This window comes from Streptomyces polyasparticus (assembly GCF_014493765.1).
GTDB lineage: Bacteria > Actinomycetota > Actinomycetes > Streptomycetales > Streptomycetaceae > Streptomyces > Streptomyces polyasparticus.
This window is the reverse complement of the sequence record NZ_JACTVJ010000004.1, coordinates 42479-60049: the sequence shown is the minus strand read 5'-3', so window position 1 is coordinate 60049 and position 17571 is coordinate 42479. Positions and strand designations below refer to the sequence as shown.

Sequence of the window (17571 nt, the reverse complement as noted above, 5' to 3'; positions counted from 1 at the left end):
ATGAGGAGGCACGGGTGGCCGAGACTCTGAAGAAGGGCAGCCGGGTAACCGGCGCCGCGCGCGACAAGCTCGCGGCAGACCTGAAGAAGAAGTACGACTCCGGTGCGAGCATCCGGGCGCTGGCCGAGGAGACCGGCCGCTCCTATGGATTCGTCCACCGGATGCTCAGCGAGTCCGGGGTCACGCTGCGGGGACGCGGCGGGGCGACGCGGGGCAAGAAGGCAGCTTCCTGACCTTCCCGCTGCTCATCGGTCTTCGGTGGTGCCACCCGGTCGGTTCCATGGCCGGCCGGGTGGTTACTGTGCAGTCACTTCAATGCTGTATCTGACTGCGGCCATGCGGAGACGCTCATGACCTCGTACGACACTTCCGGCACCGTCGTCCTCGACAAGGACGGCGTCCGGCTCACCATCGACGACACGCTCGCCACGGTGACCCTGGCCAACGCGGCCAAGCGCAACGCCCAAAGTCCTGCACTCTGGCGGGCGTTGACGGAGGCCGGCCGGGCGCTGCCTGGCAGCGTGCGCGTGGTGGTGCTGCGCGGCGAGGGCAAGTCGTTCTCCGCCGGGCTCGACCGGCAGGCATTCACTCCGGAAGGGTTCGAGGGCGAGCCCTCGTTCCTGGAGATGGCACGCGGCGATGACGCGTCGTTGGACGCGGTCATCGCCGAGTACCAAGAGGCGTTCACGTGGTGGCGGCGCAGCGATGTGCTGACCGTCGCGGCGGTGCAGGGGCATGCGATCGGCGCCGGCTTCCAGCTGGCGCTCGCCTGTGACCTGCGGGTCGCGGCCGAGGACGCCCAGTTCGCCATGCGCGAGACCAGCCTCGGACTCGTACCTGACCTGACCGGTACGCATCCGCTGGTCTCTCTCGTGGGTTATGCGCGCGCCCTGGAGATCTGTGTCACCGGGCGCTTCGTGCATGCGGACGAGGCCGAACGCATCGGCCTCGCCAACCTTGTCGTGCCCGCGGCCGAACTCGACGCTGCCGTACGCGACTTGGCGGGCGCACTGCTCGCCGCGCCGCGCGACGCCGTCGTCGAGACCAAGGCGTTGCTGCAGGGTGCGGTCGAGCGTTCCTACGAGGACCAGCGCGTCGCCGAGCGCGCGGCGCAGGCGCGACGGCTGCGGGATCTGGCGGGGATCGGCGACTGAGCATTCCCGGCGGGCTCCTGCGTGAGTCCGTGGTCCTCCGTTCCCTGCGTGAGTTCGTCGGCCTCCGTTCTTCTACGTGAGTCCGTCGGCCTCCGTTCTCCTACGCGAGTCCGTCGACCTCCGTGACCAGGACCGCCACCGTCGGCCGGTCGGGGAGCGCCGCCGAAGCGGCGCGGCGGACCGCGAGGGCCACCTCGAGGGCGTTGTGATGGGCGGCGGTTGCCAGCTCGATACGGAGATGGCGCGTCGCGAGCGCACCGGGTGAGCGCCGCTCCTGCATCTGTACGGCGCGGCCCGTGCCCGCCTGCGTCCCCGTCAGCCGGGTCACCCCCGGTACGGCGAGGGCGGCGCGGGCGGCCGGGCCGCGGTCCGTGCGTACGGTCGGAACACGCCTGCCCGGCGCGGGAGTACGGGCCGTGAGCTCGCCGGGTGCGACCAGATCGGTGATCCGCAGATCCACCGCCTCGACCACCAGGCCGAGGCCATGCGCGGCGATCGCGAGCACCGACCGCAGCCGCCCCACGACGGCCGGCAGCGGCTCGTCCGTCGCCGCGGCGCATTCGGCCGTCACCCGCAGCGGCGCCGGCGGCAGCGCGCTCGGCGGTCCGGGCACCACGGGCTCGGCGGCCGTGTCCGGGTCGGCGAGCGCCAGGCGTACGGAATCGACGCGCGCTCCCCGTATCGCGGCGGTGGCGCCTTCGAGGACCGCGCGCGCCGCCGACTCCGCGATCCACGCCCCGTCGGCGGGCCCGCCGAGCGGCAACAGGCGTCCCAGGTGCAGCTGTTGACGAATCACCTGTGCCAAAGGGTCCATGGATGCAGCTTGCCCGGTGACCGACGGGGCACCCGCACTTACGGTGGGCGAAGGAGCGCAATCGGTGGCGAGGGGATACGCGATGACCGAGACCGCACAACCAGGCCAGGAAGTGACGCTGGAGGCCGCGCCCGGGGAACAGGGCGCCGCCGGGACGGTGAAGAAGCGGGGCGGCGGCGATCCCGCGACGCGAGGGCGCACCACCATCGCCGACGGAGTGGTGGAGAAGATCGCCGGGCTCGCCGCGCGGGATGTGGTGGGTGTGCACGCGATGGGGCTCGCGCGCACCTTCGGCGCGGTACGGGACCGGGTGCCCGGCGCCAAGTCCGTGACCCGGGGTGTGAAGGCCGAGGTCGGCGAGGTGCAGACGGCGCTCGATCTGGAGATCGTCGTGGACTACGGCGTCTCGATCGTCGATGTGGCCCGTGCCGTACGCGAGAACGTCATCGCCGCTGTGGAGCGGATGACCGGGCTCGAGGTCGTCGAGGTCAACATCGCGGTCGGCGACGTGAAGCTGCCCGACGAGGAGGACGACGACGAGACGCGGCTCCAGTGACGGCTCCGATGGCGGTTTCCGCGACGGAGGTGGCGAGATGAGCAGGGCCTCGATCGGGCTGCTCGCCGGGATGGCGCTCGGATTCGCCGCGTACTTCGGCGGGTTCGGCGCGTTCCTGCTCGTGGCGGCGCTCGGTGCGCTCGGGTTCCTTGTCGGGCGGTACGCGGACGGGGACTTGGACCTCGGTGACCTGTTCCGCGGCCGCGGTGAGTCACGCGGCGACCGGCGGCGCTGATGGGCGCGGCCGGCAGTCCCGGTGCGCGGGCGGTGCCCGCGGGCGAGCGGGGCGCGACCGTCATCGCCGACCGGGTCGTGGAGAAGATCGCCGCGTACGCGGCCCGTGAGGCGCTCGGTTCCGGTGTGCCCGCCGAGGCCGGCGCACCGCAGGCCGTGGTGCGCGTACGGGATCTGGTCGTGCGGGCGCGGATCACCCTGGAGCTCGGCTACCCCTGCGACATCGGCGCCCGCTGCGCGGCCGTGCGTCGTCAAGTCGCCCAGCGGGTAGAGGCGTTGGCGGGGATGACCGTGCCCGAGGTGGCGGTCCAGGTGGAGCGGCTGCATCCCGCGCGGGCGCAGGGGAGGACACGATGAGCCAAGGTCCGGAGGGCCGGGCGGCGCCGCCCGGCCCCGAGAGCGAGGGCACCACACGAAGTCTGCCCGTCCTGGAGAAGGCCGAGAAGGGCGAGAAGGCCGAGGCCGAGGTGCTCCAGCGGGCACAGTCCGAGCTCGACCAGTCGGCATCCGCCGCGCGCTACGGCCCGGTGGCCACCCCCGAGGAGGACGGTGACGGCGGCAGGCTGTGGTCCGTGCGCCGGATCCCCGCGGGCGTGCTCGCGCTGCTGCTCGCGGCCGGTGCGGGGCTGCTGCTCTACGACCTCGCGGCGGTGCGGGCCGAACAGCCGGCGATGGCCTGGCGCAAGGAGCTCGCCGAACAGTTCGGCGGCCGGCCCCTGGACGACCCCTGGGTGCTGGCCGGGGCGGCGGTGGCCGTCGTGCTCGGCATCGGTCTGCTCGTCCTCGCCGCGGCGCCCGGACACCGTTCCGCGCTGCCCCTGCGCAGCGGCAACGCCGACGTCCGCGCCTGGCTGGACAGCGCCGCCGCCGCGCTCGTGCTGCGCGACCGGGCGATGGAGGTGTCGGGGGTGCAGTCGGTGCGGGTCCGTGTGTACCGCGCGAAGGTCGAGGTGCGGGCGGTCTCGCACTTCCGCGAACTCGACGAGGTACGGGCCGACTTGGACGCCGCGCTCGGCGAGGGCATCAAGTCCCTCGGCCTGGTCGCGGGCCCCGCTCTTTCGGTGACCGTGTCACGACCGGGGAAGGGCTGAGGCCATGCTGCGGATCGCCAACCGTGTGCTGATCGGGCTCGTGGGGCTCGCGCTCCTGGTCCTCGGCGGCAGTGTGCTGATCGCCGGGCTCGGCGGGCCGCTGCCGGAGTGGTGGTTCTACGACGCCCGGAGCGATGTGCTGCTCGCCGAGTCCGCACGGGACCGCTACCGCGAGGACACCTGGTGGTGGCCGGCCGTGTTCGGGGCGCTTGGACTGCTGTTCGGCCTGATGGTGTGGTCGCTGATCGCCCAGGCCCGGCGCAACCGGCTCACCGAGGTCCTCGTGGACAGCGGCGACGGCCAGGGCGCGCTGCTGCGGGCGCGGGCCCTTGCGGGCGTACTGGCCGGTGCGGCCGAGGACTTGCACGGGGTCGAGCGGGCGGATGTGCTGCTCGTGGGCCGGCGCAGTGCGCCCGAGGCACGCGTGCAGCTCGTACTGGAGGCGCAGGCCGCGCCCCGCGAGACGCTCCAGCGGATGACCTACGAGGCGCTGGCCACGGCCCGCGACTCCGCCGGCCTCGACCGGCTGCCGGCCGAGGTGCGGATGGGGACGCTCAAGAGGCGGGCGCAACGGGTGAGTTGAGAGCGTTCGCCCCCGCAGGCCCGGGTGCGGCCAGAGAGGTGACGCGCGGGTGTGGTGCCCGCCGGTGGTGATCGCCAGGTGCTGGGATGCGGGACATACGCATGCCCCCGAGTCGACGGGGCCGCACCCGCGCCCCCGCCGATCACGGGGACGCGCTCACGCCCTCGAAAGGAACCGTACCGATGCTCCTCGCCCGCACCGCACCCGTGCCTCTCGCCCGCCCCGCCAAGGCCTTCGCGGTCACGCTGCTCGCCCTCGCGCTCCCCGCCCTCGCCGCTCCCGCGGCGGCCGCCCTGCCCAGCGGTCCCGAAACCGTACGGGCCGCCGCGCCGCGCCCCGCCGTCCTGACCGTGAGCGGCGAGGGCAGCGCGACGGGCAAGCCGGACATGGCGGTGGTCCACGCCGGGGTCGAGGTCACCGAGAAGACCTCGAAGGACGCGATGAACGCCCAGAGCAAGGCCGCCCGCGCGCTGCTGGCCGCCGTGCGCGCCCGGGGCATCGCCGACAAGGACATCAGGACCGAAGGCCTGTCCCTCGGCCCGCAGTACACCTACACGTCGGGCAAGTCCGAGCTGACGGGCTACCGGGCCGCGCAGTCCTTCACTGTCAAGGTCCGCAGGATCGGCGACACGGGTGCGGTCCTGCAGGCCGTCACGGACGCCACCGGCGACGCCGGACGTATCCACTCCGTCGCCTTCGACGTGGCCGACCCGGCGGCGCTGCGCACGCAGGCACGCAAGGACGCGCACCGCGACGCGCGGGCCAAGGCCCTGGAGTACGCCGAGTTCAGCGGGCACCGCCTTGGTCGGCTCGTCTCGCTCACGGACAGCGCCACGAGCGGCCCGCACCCGCTGCCGATGGCCAAGGAGGCGTTCGACAGCGCGGGCGCGAGCGTCCCGCTGGCTCCCGGGGAGATCCAGTCGACCGCGTCGGTCACCGCGGTGTACGAGCTGGTCTGACGCGAGGAGCCCGGCCCGGACGGCGGGAGCGTGCGCGCCGAGGCCGGGCTCAGAACCCCCGCAGCGCCCCGCCGTCCACCGGCAGCATCACACCCGTCAGATACGAGGCCGCCGGCGACAGCGTGAACGCCGCCACCCGGCCGAACTCCTCCGGCGTGCCGTAGCGGCCCAGCGGGATACGGGACTCGTTGGCGGCGCGGGCCGCGGCGGGGTCGGGGGCCAGGCCGTCCAGCTGGCGCATGCGGTCCGTGGCGATCCGGCCGGGCAGCAGGCCGAGCACGCGGATGCCGCGCGGACCCACCTCGTCCGCGAGCGACTTGGCGAAGCCGGCCAGGCCCGGACGCAGACCGTTGGAGATGGTGAGGCCGGCGATGGGCTCGTACACCGAACCGGACAGGACGAAGCCGATCGCCCCGCCCTCGCCGAGCTCCGCGGCCGCACCCCGCGCGAGCCGGACCGCGCCCAGGAAGACCGCGTCGAAGGCGGCCTGCCACTGCTCGTCGGTGTTGGTGGCGGCGGTGCCGGGGGCCGGGCCGCCGACGCTGATGAGGATGCCGTCGAAACGGCCGAAGCGCTCACGGGCGGTGTCGATCAGACGCTGCGCGGTGGCCGGGTCGCCATTGTCGGCGCCGACACCGACGGCGTTCTCGCCGAACGCGGCCGCGGCCTCGACGGCGGCCTTCTCCTCACGCCCGGTGAGGACGACTTTCGCACCCTCCGCGACCATGGCGGCGGCCGAAGCGTGGCCGAGGCCCCGGGTCGCGCCGGTGACTACGTAGACACGGTCCTTCAGTCCAAGATCCATGCACCCATCCTGCCGCGTGGATCCCCGCGAAGGGAGCCCGGGGTCAGGCCGGAACCGGTTCGGCCTGTTCCTCGGAGTCCGCGCGCTCGAGACGTTCGCGTACTTCCCGCCGTACGAGGAAGATCCAGCCGACCGGCACGGCCGCCGTGAACAGCCACCACTGGATGGCGTACGCGAAGTGGTTCCCGATCGAGTCGTGGTCGGGGGCGGGGATCTGCTCGGGGGAGTCGGTCTCCGGGTCGGTCAGCTCGATGTAGCCGCCGAGCACCTGCTTGTTCAGGAGCTGGGCCTGCTGCTCGCTGCTGATCAGCATCACCTGGCGGTCGGGCAGTCCCTTGAGGTCCTTGATGCCGCTGGCGTCCGTGGTCTGCGAGGCCATCAGCCGGCCCGTCACCGTGCGCTCGCCCGAGGGCGGCGGCGGAACCTTCGGGAACGCCTTCTGATCGGCGGCCGCGGGCACCCAGCCCCGGTTCACCAGGAGGACCTTGCCGTCCTCGAGCACGAACGGGGTCAGGACGTGGAAGCCGACCCGGTCGTCGGAGTTGGTGCGGCGGCGGACCACGACCTCGTGCTCCGCGTCGAAGCGGCCGGTGGCGGTGACCTGGCGCCAGTAGTCCTCGCGGGGCAGCGTCTCGCCCGGCGCGGTCAGCTCCTCGACGGGTACGGGCTTCGCGTCGAGGCTCTTCGCGATCAGCGCGTTCTGCGCGACGCGGGCCTGATGCCGGTGCAGCTGCCAGAAGCCCAGCTCGATCATCACGGGGATGAGCACAAGGGCGAGAAGGGTGACAAGCACCCACTGCCGGGTCAACAGGAAGCGGTACACGCCGTCGACGGTACCCCGGCATACGAAGGCCCCCTGCGGGAGGGGTCCCGTAGGGGGCCGAAACGGGCAGAGGGGTGGATCGGGGTCGAGCAGTGAGGGGATCCGGGGCGTGCGGGGAGCGGGCCGGGGTCAGACGCGATCGACGATGCCTGCCTTCCCCTCGGAGCGGGCGCAGTGCGCCCCGCAGTACCAGTGCCCCTCGACCTCGACGCCCTGGCCGATGATCTGGCACCGGCAGTGCTCGCAGATCGGCGCCATCCGGTGGATGGCGCACGAGAAGCAGTCGAAGACGTGGACCGCGCCCTGGGCGTGGACCTCGAAGCTCATGGAGTAGTCGTTTCCGCAGACTTCGCAACGTGCCATGCGCCACAGAGTGGGACCCGCGTGCCGCGACGCCGTCGAGGCATGCGGCGTGCGGGCTGATAATCACCCGGACAGGCGCCCGGGCCTCCCCTTACGCAGGTGCCACGTCCCGCAGGAGCTGGCCGAAGGCCGCCTCGTCCACGATCGGGGTGCCGAAGCTCTTCGCCTTGACGACCTTGGACGTACCGGAGTCCGGATCATTGGTGACGAGCAGGCTCGTCAGACGCGACAGGCTGGTCGCCACATGCAGCCCCGCCTCGACCGCCCGGTCCTCGAGCAGCTCGCGCTCGGTGGAGGTGTCGCCCGAGAACGCCACGCGCATGCCCTGGCGCAGCGGCTTGCCCTCCTCGTACCGCCCGGGGTTCGGATACGGGCTCGGCGGGAGCTTGCGGGACTGGCGCCAGTTGCCCTGTGGCTGGTACTGCCGGCCGATTCCCGAAGGGGCCGGCGCGGGCGTCGCGTTCCACTCCGTCAGCGGCCGGCACTCGTGCAGCGGCAGCCGTACGGCATCCTTGGCCGCCGCCCGCAGGCTGGGCCGGAAGGCCTCGGCGAGCACACGGGCGTCGTCGAGCGCATGGTGCGCGCGCTGCTGCACGACACCGAAGTGGGCCGCGAGCGACTCCAGTTTGTGGTTGGGCAGCGGGAGCGCCAGCTCCTTCGACAGGGCGATGGTGCACAGCCGCTGCCGTACGGGAGGGGTGAGCGAGGCCCGGGCGTACTCGCGGGCGATCATCTGCCAGTCGAAGACCGCATTGTGCGCCACGAGCACCCGGCCTTCGAGGCGTGCGGAGAACTCCTCGGCGATCTCGGGGAAGAGCGGGGCGCCTTCGAGGGTGTCGCTCGTCAGGCCGTGGATCCACACCGGACCGGGGTCGCGCTCGGGGTTGACCAGCGTGTACCAGTGGTCCTCGACCTCGCCGCGCGCGTCGAGCCGGTAGACGGCGGCGGAGATGATGCGGTCGTCGCGGGCGAGACCCGTGGTCTCGACGTCGACGACCGCGTACCCCGACGGGTAGGCGGCCGGCCACGGAACGGCGGTCGTGCGGTCTTCGAGCATGGTTCACGAGGATAAGGCCCGCGACCGACACCGCGGACCGCCGGGGTTCAGTGCGCCCGCTCGGCGGGCCGCTCTCCCAACAGGCCGTCCACCATGGCCCGTACGGAGAGCAGGAAGAGCCGCTCCGGATCCGGCGGCGCGGCAAGGCCCTTGGCCAGCGCGGGATCGTGTTCGGCGGCGCCCGCGTCCCACAGGCTTTCGTCGCCGGGGTACTGCACCGGCGCTCGCTCGCGATTGCGCTCCACCAGAACGAATCCGACGACCTGGAAGAGCAGCGACCGTACGACGTCGGCGGCTTGACCCCCGCGCAGGCCGGCCGCATGGACCTCGTGCACCAGGGCCTGGGTCGCGGGCTGGAACATCCGCTCCGTCAGGCCCCGTTCGTGCACCATCGCCACCAGATGCGGATGTCCGCGCAACTGGGCGCGCAGGGCGCGGGTGACCGAGACGATACGGGTGGCGGGGGTGCGGCCCTGGGCACGGATCTCGCCGAGGTCGGTGACCGTGCGCTCGACGAGGGCTTCGAGCAGGGATTCGCGGTTGCCGACGTGCCAGTAGATCGAGGTGACCGCCGTGCCGAGCTCGGCGGCGAGCTTGCGCATGGTCAGCGCGCGCGGGCCGTTCTTCTTGACCATCGCCGCGGCGGCGTCGAGCACGTCGTCCCGAGTCAGTGCGCGTTTCGGCGAATCGCTCTGGTTGCTCATCGGGTCCCCAATTTCCGTTTCCCGCACGGCTCTTTACCCTTCATCGCGGGCGGTGTAACAGTGTTACAGACTCGCTGGAACACCCCCACCGAAGGGCGGTACGCCATGGCACGAGTACGGTACGGCGCGCGCACCGAGGCCGAGATCCAGGCCTCGCGCGAGAAGAGCTCCAAGCTTCCCGACATCTGGTCGACCGGTGTGGTGGCTGTCTGGGAGAGCGATCCGGACGCGGTGGCCGCGGTGCTGCCGCCACCGCTGAAGCCCACCGAGAAGCCCTTGGTGCGGGCGAACATCAGCAAGGTCGACCTGCCCGGCTATCCGCTCGGCGCAGGATCGGTGGCGGTGGCCGCCGAGCACAACGGAGTCGTGGGCTGGTATCCGCTGGTCATGCCGATGACCCACGAGCGGGCGCTGATCGGCGGCCGTGAGGTCTTCGGCGAGCCGAAGAAGCTCGGCGAGGTCACGGTCGACCGCGACGGCCTCGTCGTGAACGCCAAGCTGGCCCGGCACGGCATCGCGTTCGTGGAGGTACGCGGAGCGGTCAGCGGTGACCTGCCGCTTCCCGAGCCGGTGCAGAAGACCGACTTCTACTTCAAGTTCCTGCCCGCCGTGGACGGTTCCGGCTTCGACGCCGACCCGGTGCTCGTGCACTGCACCCGTAACGAGAAGGTGCGCAAGCTGGAGCGGATCACCGGGGACATCGTCCTGCGGGAGTCGATGTTCGACCCGATCGCGGATCTCCCCGTACGCACGATCGTGGAGATCACCATCGGTGAGAAGACCACGGACCAGAAGGGCAAGGTCGTCGAACGGGTCTCCGCCCAGGCCCTGTTGCCCTATATCCACCAGCGGTACGACGACCCGCAGCAGATCCTCGACGGTCCCCCTGAGGGCAGTGACAAGGAGGCGGGCGCCTGATGAAGCTCGAAGCAGGGCAGGTCGCCGTCGTCACGGGCGCCGCGAGCGGGATCGGCCTCGCGATGGCGCGGCGGTTCGCCGCCGCCGGGCTCAAGGTCGTGCTCGCCGATGTCGAGGAGGGCGCCCTGGAGAAGGCCGCCGCCTCGCTCAGGGAGGACGGCGCCGACGTCCTGGCCAAGGTGGTCGACGTATCGGACCGCGACTCCGTCCTCGCACTCGCCGACGCCGCGTACGACACGTACGGGCAGGTCAACGTCCTGTGCAACAACGCCGGTGTCGGCTCGGGTGCCGAGGGCCGGATGTGGCAGCACGAGCCCAACGACTGGAAGTGGGCGTTCTCGGTCAACGTCTGGGGTGTCTTCCACGGCATCCAGGCCTTCGTGCCGCGCATGATCGAGAGCGGCCTGCCGGGGCATGTGGTCAACACGTCCTCCGGTGACGGCGGCATCGCACCCCTGCCCACTGCCTCCGTCTACGCGGTGACCAAGGCGGCCGTCGTGACGATGACCGAGTCGCTGTACGCGCATCTCAAGGCCGAGGGCGTCCAGGTCGGCGCGTCCGTGCTCTTCCCGGGCCCGCACATGCTGCGCACCGGCCTGTGGGAGTCGCACCGCAACCGCCCCGAGCGGTACGCCAAGGAGCGGCCGCGCAAGACGCCGTACCGCAGCCTCGACCAGTGGGAGTCGGCCATGAAGGAGGCCGGCCACGAGGTGCAGTTCACGCCGGTCGAAGAGGTCGCCGACTTCGTGGCCGAGTGCATCGAGGCCGGGCAGTTCTGGATGATGCCCGCCAGCGAGCACAGCGACCGGCAGATCAAGGCCCGGTCGCAGTCGATGCTCGACCGTGCGAATCCCGCGTATCTCGAAAGCTTCATCCTCGACTAGGGGGACGACCCGTGACCGACGCACAGGATCCGTACCTGATCATCTCCTCGGACTGCCATGCAGGGCTGCCGACCGAGGAGTACCGGCCGTATCTGGACTCCCGTTTCCACCGGGAGTTCGACGAATTCCTCGCGGGCCGCGACCGGCGCCGCGAGGAGGCCACGCGGCTCGGCATCCGCAACGAGGCCTTCGCCGACAAGTGGTTCAGCGACAACGAGGAAGGGCTGCGCGGCGGTTGGGACGTCGCCCAGCGCCTCAAGGAGCTGGACGGCGACGGAGTGGCCGCCGAGGTGGTCTTCCCGGACGCCGACGCCGTGGACAGCCAGACCGCCGCGCCCTTCGGCGTGGGCCTCGGGCTCTCCGGCGACCAGGACCCCGAACTCGGCATGGCGGGCGCGCAGGCGCACAACCGCTGGCTCGCGGAGTTCGTGGGACAGAACCCCGAACGGCACTGCGGTGTCGCCCTGTTGCCCATCACCGCGGAGCCCGACAAGGTCGTCGCCGAGATCCACCGGGCCAAGGAGTCCGGGCTCGGCGCGCTGATGATCCCCTCGATGTGGGTGGACCACCCGCCGTACCACGACGCGCGGTACGAGCCCATCTGGGCCGCGGCCGCCGAGTGCGAGATGCCCATGGTCACGCACTCGGGTGCGGCGCCGCGCCACGAGTACGGCGAGCACCTCGGCATCTACGTCAGCGAGGTGACGTGGTGGCCCGCGCGGCCGCTCCACTTCCTGATCTGGTCCGGGGTGTTCGAGCGGCACCCGGGCCTCAAGTTCGGTGTCGCGGAGTCCGGTTGCTGGTGGCTGCCGAACCTCCTGTGGTTCATGGACCGCCTCTACCTCGGCGCGCACGGCGGCAAGAAGCTCTCGCCGTTCTCCGAGCTGAAGCGGCCGCCGAGCGAGTATCTGGACCGCCAGGTGTTCATCTGCGCCACCAACACCAAGCGGCGCGAACTCGCCCAGCGCTACGAGATCGGCGTGGACAACATCCTGTGGGGCTCCGACTTCCCGCACCCGGAAGGAACCTGGCCCAACACCCGCACCTGGCTCAAGAACACCTTCCACGACATCCCGGTCGAGGAGACCCGCCGGATGCTCGGGCTCGCGGCCGCCGAGGTCTTCGGCTTCGACACCGACAAGCTCGCGCCGATCGCGCAGCGCATCGGCCCGACCCCGGCCGATCTCGGCCAGCCCGATGACCAGGCCGCCGTCGAGGCCTCCTGGGCGCGTTCGCGCGAGGTGGGCCGGCACTGGATCACCGGCAACGACTTTCCCGTCCTGGGGGTGAACCCGTGAACCAGAGCCGCAGCGCCCCGAGCGCACCCACCGACCGCTACACCGTCATCTCCGCCGACTGCCACGCCGGCGCCGATCTCCTCGACTACAAGCCCTACTTGGAGTCCAGGCACCACGAGGCCTTCGACGCGTGGGCGGCCACCTACGTCAATCCGTACGAGGACCTGCTCGCCGACACCGCGGACAAGAACTGGAACTCCGACCGCCGCGTCGCCGAGCTGGAGGAGGACGGGATCGTCGCGGAGGTGGTGTTCCCCAACACCATCCCGCCGTTCTTCCCCTCCGCGGCCCTGATGGCACCCGCGCCCACGCGCGAGGAGTTCGAGCAGCGCTGGGCGGGCCTGCGCGCCCACAACCGCTGGCTCGCCGAGTTCTGCGCCGCGGCGCCGGGACGGCGCGCGGGCGTCTTCCAGATCCTGCTCAACGACGTGGACGAGGCGGTCAAGGAGATCCGCTGGGCCCACGCGGCGGGCCTCACCGGCGGCCTGCTCCTGCCCGGCACACCACCGGGCTCGGGCCTGCCCGAGCTGTACTCCCAGACGTACGACCCGATCTGGGCCACATGCGCCGAACTGGGCATCCCCGTCAACCACCACGCAGGCTCTGCCTCCCCGCCGCTCGGTGACGAACCCGCGGCGCGCGCGGTGTTCATGGTGGAGACCACCTGGTTCTCGCACCGCGCCCTGTGGCATCTGATCTTCGGCGGCGCCTTCCGCCGTCATCCGGACCTGAAGCTGGTCCTGACGGAACAGGGCTCCGGCTGGATCCCGGGCGTCCTGGACATGCTGGACTACTACCACGCACGCCTGGTCAAGGCCGTCACGAAGGCGGCGGGCCCGAAGGCGAATACGGCGGAGTCCAAGTTCGGCCAGGGCCTCGCGGCCTCCATGGGCAAGGGCCCCTCCGAGGTCTGGCGCGAGAACTGCTTCGTCGGCGCCAGCTTCATGCGCCCGCACGAGGTGCCGCTGCGCGACCGGATCGGCCTCGACAAGATCATGTGGGGCAGCGACTACCCCCACGACGAAGGCACCTACCCGTATACGAGGGAGGGCCTGCGGATCGCCTACGCCGGGCTCGACCCCGCGGAGATCGCCGCGATGGTCGGCGGCAACGCGGCCCGCGTCTACGGCTTCGACCTGGACTTCCTCGACCCGATCGCGGCGAAGGTCGGGCCCACGGTCGAGGAACTGGCCGAGCCGTTGAAGGAGCCCCCGTCGGACGCGACGTCACCCGTTTTCGCGCCAGGCGGCAAGGTCCGCGTGTGGTGACCGGGTCATGCCGGGAGGTTCTGAGACCCTCCCGGCATGACCGACTCCAGCGCATCCGCAGCCGAGCCGCACGAGCCCCACGAGCAGGGCATGAGCACCCGCCTCAACTGGCTGCGCGCCGCGGTGCTCGGCGCGAACGACGGCATCGTCTCCACGGCGGGCCTCGTCGTCGGCGTCGCGGGCGCCACGTCCGACCGCTCCACCCTGCTCACCGCGGGTCTGGCGGGCCTGCTCGCCGGCTCCATGTCGATGGCGGCCGGCGAGTATGTCTCCGTATCGACCCAGCGCGCCTCGGAGAAGGCCGCGCTCGCGACGGAGAAGCGCGAGCTGCGCGAGCAGCCGGCGGCCGAACTCGACGAGCTGACCGAGCTGTTGGAGGCGCGGGGGCTCAGCGCCGACGTGGCCCGCGAGGCGGCGGAGCAGCTCACGGAGAAGGACGCGCTGCGGGCGCACGCGCGGGTGGAACTCGGCATCGACCCGGACGAGCTCATGAACCCCTGGCACGCGGCATGGGCCTCCTTCCTCGCCTTCACCGTCGGCGCGCTGCTGCCCCTGCTAGCCATCGTGCTGCCGCCTTCGTCCGTACGGCTGTACGTCACGGTCGGCGCCGTGCTCGCGGCCCTGTGGCTCACGGGCTGGTGGAGCGCCCGCCTGGGCTCGGCGCCGACGCGGCCTGCGGTGCTGCGGAATGTGGTCGGGGGTGCGCTGGCCATGGCGGTGACGTATGGGGCGGGGTCGTTGCTGGGGGCGGTGGGTGTGTGACTCAGACCAGGTAGGAGTTGCTCGCCCGGCGCAGACTCAACCGGTCCTTGGGGATCACGTTGTTGCTGCGCACCGGAGTGTCGTCCTCGACGATGACGTTCAGATCGTCGAGGCCGGCGAGCGGCGACAGGTCCAGTGGGGCGCCGGAGGCCGTCGTGCACTTGGCGAACCGCACTTGACGCAACCCTGGCAGTTCACGCAGTGGTTCGAGGCCCCCGGTGATGTGGCAGGTGCCGAGCCACAGCGTCGTGAGGCTCTGCTGCGCCACCACGTCCGCGGGCGCGAAGTCGGCGTCGAGGATCTGCAGGGTGCGCAGTCCGGGCAGCGCGGACCGGCCGGCGAACTCGGCGATCTGGGGGGTGCCCGCGAGCGAGAGCCAGTCGAGGCGAGGCCACCGTTCGAGGCCGCCGAGACCGATGACGGCGGCCTCCCGGAACATCCCCAGCGCGGTGAGCTGTTCACCCACGTCGAGGTCGCCGATCTGCGCGAGTCCCGCGGGAAAGTCGATGCTCAGCCGCTGGAGGCGGTCCATGGCGCGTAGGTGCCGCAGGTCGAGGCCGGGGTGGAGCGCGTAGAGATACAGCACCTCCAGCGTGGTCTCGGCGAGGGGCGCGAGGTCGGCTATCGCGTAGCACTCGCGCAGGCACAGCAGGCGCAGCTTCCGCAGCGTCCGCAAGGGATACAGATCAGTCAGCGAGCCGTTGTCGTACGTGAGCAGCCACTCCAGACGGTCCAGCGCGAGGAGCTCGGCCGGCAGCCCGTGGTCCCCGCTCAGCGCCAGCCGGCGCAACTGGGGGAGCTGGGCAAGAGCCTGTACTTGCGCGGGGCTGCGTGCGTACAGGTAGGCCTGGCTGTGCATCCTGTCCCTGAGAACACTGTCCACGTAGTCCTGTACGGGGAAGTCGTCCCACCCCGTACCGATCTCGTGGGCCACGGCGAACCGTTCGTCCCCCTTGAACCGCGCCACCACACTGAGCGCCGCGTCACCCTTCACCAGCTTCGCCGTGCGCACCACGGCCGCCGCGCTCTCCTCGTCCAGATCGTCCGACGGGCCCGGCAGCAGCTCCACCACCAGCGGGACCTTGGCGAGCTGCTTGGCCTCCTCGATCGAGCGGGGCGGCAGCAGCCCTTCCGTGCAGGACTGGACCTCGGCCCGTACGGCCGGGTCGAGTTCGGGCGCGTGCTCCAAGGCCGCGGCGGCGAGCAGCACAAGCCGATTGTGGTGCTTCTTCGCCTGCGAGGCCCGCTTCAGGAGTCCGCGCAGCAGCCGCGCGCGCTCCTCCAGGCGTGCGTGGCCCACGGCCATCCGGATCACGTCGTCCCAGGTGTCGTCGTGCGCGTTGCGCACCAGCGCCCCGAAGTCCCGTGCTTCCACGGCGGCCTTGGCGCCCAGGTAGTCCTGGAACGTGCGGTGGACGAAGGACACGCTGCCGGGCAGGGACTCCCGCAGCAGCCCGCTGCGGATCAGCAGATGGGCGCACACCGTGCGTGCGTCGCCCTGCTCCCGGACCTGGGGCATGGCCTCCAGCCAGCCGTCGATCATCTCGACGACCTCCGAACGGGCCGCTTCCCGCTGCCCGTTGCGGATCATCCAGTACGCGAGGCGCTGCAGCAGTACGGTCTGCTCCTCGCGGCCGAGCAGCACGCCCTCGACCGCCGAGATCTCCCGCTCGGCGTCCCTGCGGACGAGCAGCATCTCCAGGGCCGCGTCGTACAACTCCTTGCGCGCCCGGGGCAGTTGCATCCGCCGGTCCCGGTTCAGCGCACAGAGCAGTGCGCACATCAGCGGGTTGGTGGCGAGGCGGCCCAGGTCGCGGCGCGTGGTGATCGCGGTGATCAGGCTGCTCTCGTACATGTCGAGGAGCTCGCCGTCCTCCGGGCAGGCCTCGCGGGCCGAGGCGTGCCAGTGCGCCACGAAGGAGCGGATGTCGTCCCGGTCCATCCGCAACAGGCCGTGCCCGGCGAACCCCAGGTCCGTGAGCCAGTCGTCGGGGATCGCGGAGGGCCGCGCCGTCACCACGTACCGGGCCAGCGGGAATGCGGCGATCAGCGCGCGCAGCCAGTGCTCCGTGGCCTTGCGCAGCCGGAGCGGCACCTCGTCCACCCCGTCCAGGAGCACCAACGCCCTTCCATTGGTGAGCAGTTCGGCCACCCAGCCCGCGGGCGCGGCCCCCTGCAGGGGTATCCCCGCCGCCTTGAGGAAGTCCTCCGGCATCGGCAGCGTCCCGGTCGGAGTGAAGGACCGCAGGCGCAGCACGAACGGTACGCACAGGTTCCAGTCGGCAAGCTCGGGCCCGAAACCGCGTCGGGCCGCATTCAGCGCCAGCCACTGGACGAGGGTGGACTTGCCCGATCCGGCGGCGCCCCGCAGCAGCAGCCGGGAGCCGGCCGACAGTGCCTCCTCGACCCTGATCCTGGAGGGCGTGGAGCGCGGTGCGCCCATGGCCTCCTGATAGGTGCTCGCGCCGTCCTCGCTGCTCACCGACAGCGAGATGTAAGCGGTGTCCAACGGCCACTGCGTGCGCTCGGGGCCGCCCAGCGTGAGCCCGAACAGCTCCAGGCGGCTGTGCGTCTCGGCCACGAAGTCCGCGTACCGCTGCTCGAAGGCGAGCGAGACGGACTCGGGGCGCGGCCTCGGCAGTCCGGCGACCAGGTCATGGGTCTGCGCCAGCTGCCGGGTGTGCTCGACCGCGGCTCGCGCGGCGAAGGACGGATCGGCGGTGAGCTGCTCCACGGCGTGCACACAGCACGCCGTCAGCAGCTCCTCGTACAGCGACTGCGCCGCCTCGCCCAAACGGGCATCCACGCGCGGCAGTCCGGCGCGCAGGAGCTTCGGGTCGAGGCGGGCCGCGAAGGCGCGGTCCAGGTCGAACGGGCCCGCCGCGGCGAACGTATCCCGTAAGGCGTCGACCGCGGCCAGCCGCTCATGCTCGGCAAGCCCGGCGTGCGCCGCGGCCAGGCGGCCGGACAGGACCGCGGTGAGTCGCGCGGTGTCCGCCGTCGCGTGGCGCTGTCGTGGCAGCGGGCGTCTGCGCACCGGGGCGTCGGTGAGGCCTGCGCCCGGCGGCCGGGTGAGCAGCGATCTGGCCACCGCCGACACGACGGTTCCGGCCAGCTTGGCGAGAGCAACTTCCAGTCCGTTCACGGCAGTTCCTCCCGTGGCGCACAGGGGTGGGCCCCGCATCGTAAGCCGCGGCCGGTGCGACGCACAGCGCGTTGGCGGACACTGCCAACAATGCGGCCCCTACCCCCGGTAATACTTGTCGGTAACAACCCCTAGCCCCGCCCCGACCAGCAC

Annotated in this window: 20 protein-coding genes; 13 read left to right on the top strand and 7 right to left on the bottom strand. The window is 71.7% G+C overall.

All coding sequences use genetic code 11. The features are described from left to right. Positions 1 to 14: 14 nt before the first annotated feature. Entirely contained in the window at positions 15 to 233 is a 219-nt protein-coding gene (locus H9Y04_RS04585; protein ID WP_046727957.1) for a helix-turn-helix domain-containing protein, read from the top strand. Positions 234 to 350: 117 nt separating this feature from the next. Next, positions 351 to 1154, top strand: coding sequence for an enoyl-CoA hydratase/isomerase family protein (locus H9Y04_RS04580; protein WP_187812360.1), 804 nt, complete (start codon positions 351 to 353; stop codon positions 1152 to 1154). Positions 1155 to 1254: 100 nt separating this feature from the next. Here the strand turns inward: H9Y04_RS04580 and H9Y04_RS04575 are convergent, their stop codons facing one another. Beyond that, complete coding sequence (locus tag H9Y04_RS04575; protein WP_187812359.1) at positions 1255 to 1968, bottom strand: nucleopolyhedrovirus P10 family protein; 714 nt, start codon at positions 1966 to 1968, stop codon at positions 1255 to 1257. An 82-nt stretch (positions 1969 to 2050) separates the two neighbouring features. On the opposite strand from H9Y04_RS04575, the gene H9Y04_RS04570 reads away from it, so the two are divergent. The 6 genes from H9Y04_RS04570 to H9Y04_RS04545 all read left to right on the top strand — a co-directional run bounded on the left by H9Y04_RS04570 (position 2051) and on the right by H9Y04_RS04545 (position 5391). Continuing rightward, on the top strand, positions 2051 to 2524 hold the full coding sequence (locus H9Y04_RS04570) for an Asp23/Gls24 family envelope stress response protein (RefSeq protein WP_187812358.1): 474 nt from the start codon (positions 2051 to 2053) through the stop codon (positions 2522 to 2524). Between the two features lie 37 nt (positions 2525 to 2561). Continuing rightward, on the top strand, positions 2562 to 2759 hold the full coding sequence (locus H9Y04_RS04565; RefSeq protein WP_093614553.1) for a hypothetical protein: 198 nt from the start codon (positions 2562 to 2564) through the stop codon (positions 2757 to 2759). Beyond that, positions 2759 to 3115: an Asp23/Gls24 family envelope stress response protein gene (locus H9Y04_RS04560; protein WP_187812357.1), complete on the top strand. Its 357-nt coding sequence runs from the start codon at positions 2759 to 2761 to the stop codon at positions 3113 to 3115. The genes H9Y04_RS04565 and H9Y04_RS04560 overlap by 1 nt, the downstream gene beginning before the upstream one ends. Then, entirely contained in the window at positions 3112 to 3849 is a 738-nt protein-coding gene (locus H9Y04_RS04555) for a DUF6286 domain-containing protein (RefSeq protein ID WP_187812356.1), read from the top strand. The genes H9Y04_RS04560 and H9Y04_RS04555 overlap by 4 nt, the downstream gene beginning before the upstream one ends. Positions 3850 to 3853: 4 nt before the next feature. After that, complete coding sequence (amaP, locus tag H9Y04_RS04550; protein ID WP_187812355.1) at positions 3854 to 4432, top strand: alkaline shock response membrane anchor protein AmaP; 579 nt, start codon at positions 3854 to 3856, stop codon at positions 4430 to 4432. A 182-nt stretch (positions 4433 to 4614) separates the two neighbouring features. Continuing rightward, positions 4615 to 5391, top strand: a complete 777-nt coding sequence (locus H9Y04_RS04545; protein ID WP_187812354.1) for an SIMPL domain-containing protein — start codon at positions 4615 to 4617, stop codon at positions 5389 to 5391. Positions 5392 to 5440: 49 nt separating this feature from the next. Here H9Y04_RS04545 and H9Y04_RS04540 read toward each other — a convergent pair whose 3' ends face one another. The 5 genes from H9Y04_RS04540 to H9Y04_RS04520 all read right to left on the bottom strand — a co-directional run bounded on the left by H9Y04_RS04540 (position 5441) and on the right by H9Y04_RS04520 (position 9143). Further along, positions 5441 to 6196 (bottom strand): SDR family oxidoreductase, encoded by a 756-nt coding sequence (locus H9Y04_RS04540; protein ID WP_187812353.1) that lies wholly within the window; start codon positions 6194 to 6196, stop codon positions 5441 to 5443. Positions 6197 to 6239: 43 nt separating this feature from the next. Then, on the bottom strand, positions 6240 to 7019 hold the full coding sequence (locus H9Y04_RS04535) for an SURF1 family cytochrome oxidase biogenesis protein (protein WP_187812352.1): 780 nt from the start codon (positions 7017 to 7019) through the stop codon (positions 6240 to 6242). 129 nt (positions 7020 to 7148) lie between these two features. After that, the gene (locus tag H9Y04_RS04530) at positions 7149 to 7382 is read right to left on the bottom strand and encodes a metallothionein (protein WP_187812351.1); all 234 of its coding nucleotides are present in this window, start codon (positions 7380 to 7382) and stop codon (positions 7149 to 7151) included. Positions 7383 to 7473: 91 nt separating this feature from the next. Next, positions 7474 to 8439, bottom strand: a complete 966-nt coding sequence (locus H9Y04_RS04525; protein ID WP_187812350.1) for a DEDDh family exonuclease — start codon at positions 8437 to 8439, stop codon at positions 7474 to 7476. A gap of 47 nt (positions 8440 to 8486) precedes the next feature. Then, a complete protein-coding gene (locus H9Y04_RS04520) occupies positions 8487 to 9143 on the bottom strand; it encodes a TetR/AcrR family transcriptional regulator (protein ID WP_187812349.1) in 657 nt (218 codons plus the stop codon). Between the two features lie 105 nt (positions 9144 to 9248). On the opposite strand from H9Y04_RS04520, the gene H9Y04_RS04515 reads away from it, so the two are divergent. The 5 genes from H9Y04_RS04515 to H9Y04_RS04495 are packed head-to-tail and all read left to right on the top strand — an operon-like array spanning position 9249 to position 14273. Next, a complete protein-coding gene (locus H9Y04_RS04515) occupies positions 9249 to 10061 on the top strand; it encodes an acetoacetate decarboxylase family protein (RefSeq protein WP_187812348.1) in 813 nt (270 codons plus the stop codon). Beyond that, positions 10061 to 10945, top strand: coding sequence for an SDR family NAD(P)-dependent oxidoreductase (locus tag H9Y04_RS04510; RefSeq protein WP_187812347.1), 885 nt, complete (start codon positions 10061 to 10063; stop codon positions 10943 to 10945). Before H9Y04_RS04515 ends, H9Y04_RS04510 begins: the two co-directional genes overlap by 1 nt. A gap of 11 nt (positions 10946 to 10956) precedes the next feature. Then, on the top strand, positions 10957 to 12243 hold the full coding sequence (locus H9Y04_RS04505) for an amidohydrolase family protein (RefSeq protein WP_187812346.1): 1287 nt from the start codon (positions 10957 to 10959) through the stop codon (positions 12241 to 12243). Next, positions 12240 to 13511: an amidohydrolase family protein gene (locus tag H9Y04_RS04500; RefSeq protein ID WP_187812345.1), complete on the top strand. Its 1272-nt coding sequence runs from the start codon at positions 12240 to 12242 to the stop codon at positions 13509 to 13511. The genes H9Y04_RS04505 and H9Y04_RS04500 overlap by 4 nt, the downstream gene beginning before the upstream one ends. 36 nt (positions 13512 to 13547) lie before the next feature. Continuing rightward, positions 13548 to 14273: a VIT1/CCC1 transporter family protein gene (locus tag H9Y04_RS04495; protein WP_187812344.1), complete on the top strand. Its 726-nt coding sequence runs from the start codon at positions 13548 to 13550 to the stop codon at positions 14271 to 14273. A 1-nt stretch (position 14274) separates the two neighbouring features. Here the strand turns inward: H9Y04_RS04495 and H9Y04_RS04490 are convergent, their stop codons facing one another. Continuing rightward, a complete protein-coding gene (locus H9Y04_RS04490; RefSeq protein WP_308800860.1) occupies positions 14275 to 17418 on the bottom strand; it encodes an NACHT domain-containing protein in 3144 nt (1047 codons plus the stop codon). Between the last annotated feature and the right edge of the window lie 153 nt (positions 17419 to 17571).

Bases quoted from the DNA above. Each gene is read 5' to 3' on its own strand.
- H9Y04_RS04580 (WP_187812360.1), top strand. From the start codon at position 351: ATGACCTCGTACGACACTTCCGGCACCGTCGTCCTCGACAAGGACGGC.
- H9Y04_RS04575 (WP_187812359.1), bottom strand. From the start codon at position 1,968: ATGGACCCTTTGGCACAGGTGATTCGTCAACAGCTGCACCTGGGACGC.
- H9Y04_RS04570 (WP_187812358.1), top strand. From the start codon at position 2,051: ATGACCGAGACCGCACAACCAGGCCAGGAAGTGACGCTGGAGGCCGCG.
- H9Y04_RS04565 (WP_093614553.1), top strand. From the start codon at position 2,562: ATGAGCAGGGCCTCGATCGGGCTGCTCGCCGGGATGGCGCTCGGATTC.
- H9Y04_RS04560 (WP_187812357.1), top strand. From the start codon at position 2,759: ATGGGCGCGGCCGGCAGTCCCGGTGCGCGGGCGGTGCCCGCGGGCGAG.
- H9Y04_RS04555 (WP_187812356.1), top strand. From the start codon at position 3,112: ATGAGCCAAGGTCCGGAGGGCCGGGCGGCGCCGCCCGGCCCCGAGAGC.
- amaP (WP_187812355.1), top strand. From the start codon at position 3,854: ATGCTGCGGATCGCCAACCGTGTGCTGATCGGGCTCGTGGGGCTCGCG.
- H9Y04_RS04545 (WP_187812354.1), top strand. From the start codon at position 4,615: ATGCTCCTCGCCCGCACCGCACCCGTGCCTCTCGCCCGCCCCGCCAAG.
- H9Y04_RS04540 (WP_187812353.1), bottom strand. From the start codon at position 6,196: ATGGATCTTGGACTGAAGGACCGTGTCTACGTAGTCACCGGCGCGACC.
- H9Y04_RS04530 (WP_187812351.1), bottom strand. From the start codon at position 7,382: ATGGCACGTTGCGAAGTCTGCGGAAACGACTACTCCATGAGCTTCGAG.
- H9Y04_RS04525 (WP_187812350.1), bottom strand. From the start codon at position 8,439: ATGCTCGAAGACCGCACGACCGCCGTTCCGTGGCCGGCCGCCTACCCG.
- H9Y04_RS04520 (WP_187812349.1), bottom strand. From the start codon at position 9,143: ATGAGCAACCAGAGCGATTCGCCGAAACGCGCACTGACTCGGGACGAC.
- H9Y04_RS04515 (WP_187812348.1), top strand. From the start codon at position 9,249: ATGGCACGAGTACGGTACGGCGCGCGCACCGAGGCCGAGATCCAGGCC.
- H9Y04_RS04510 (WP_187812347.1), top strand. From the start codon at position 10,061: ATGAAGCTCGAAGCAGGGCAGGTCGCCGTCGTCACGGGCGCCGCGAGC.
- H9Y04_RS04495 (WP_187812344.1), top strand. From the start codon at position 13,548: ATGACCGACTCCAGCGCATCCGCAGCCGAGCCGCACGAGCCCCACGAG.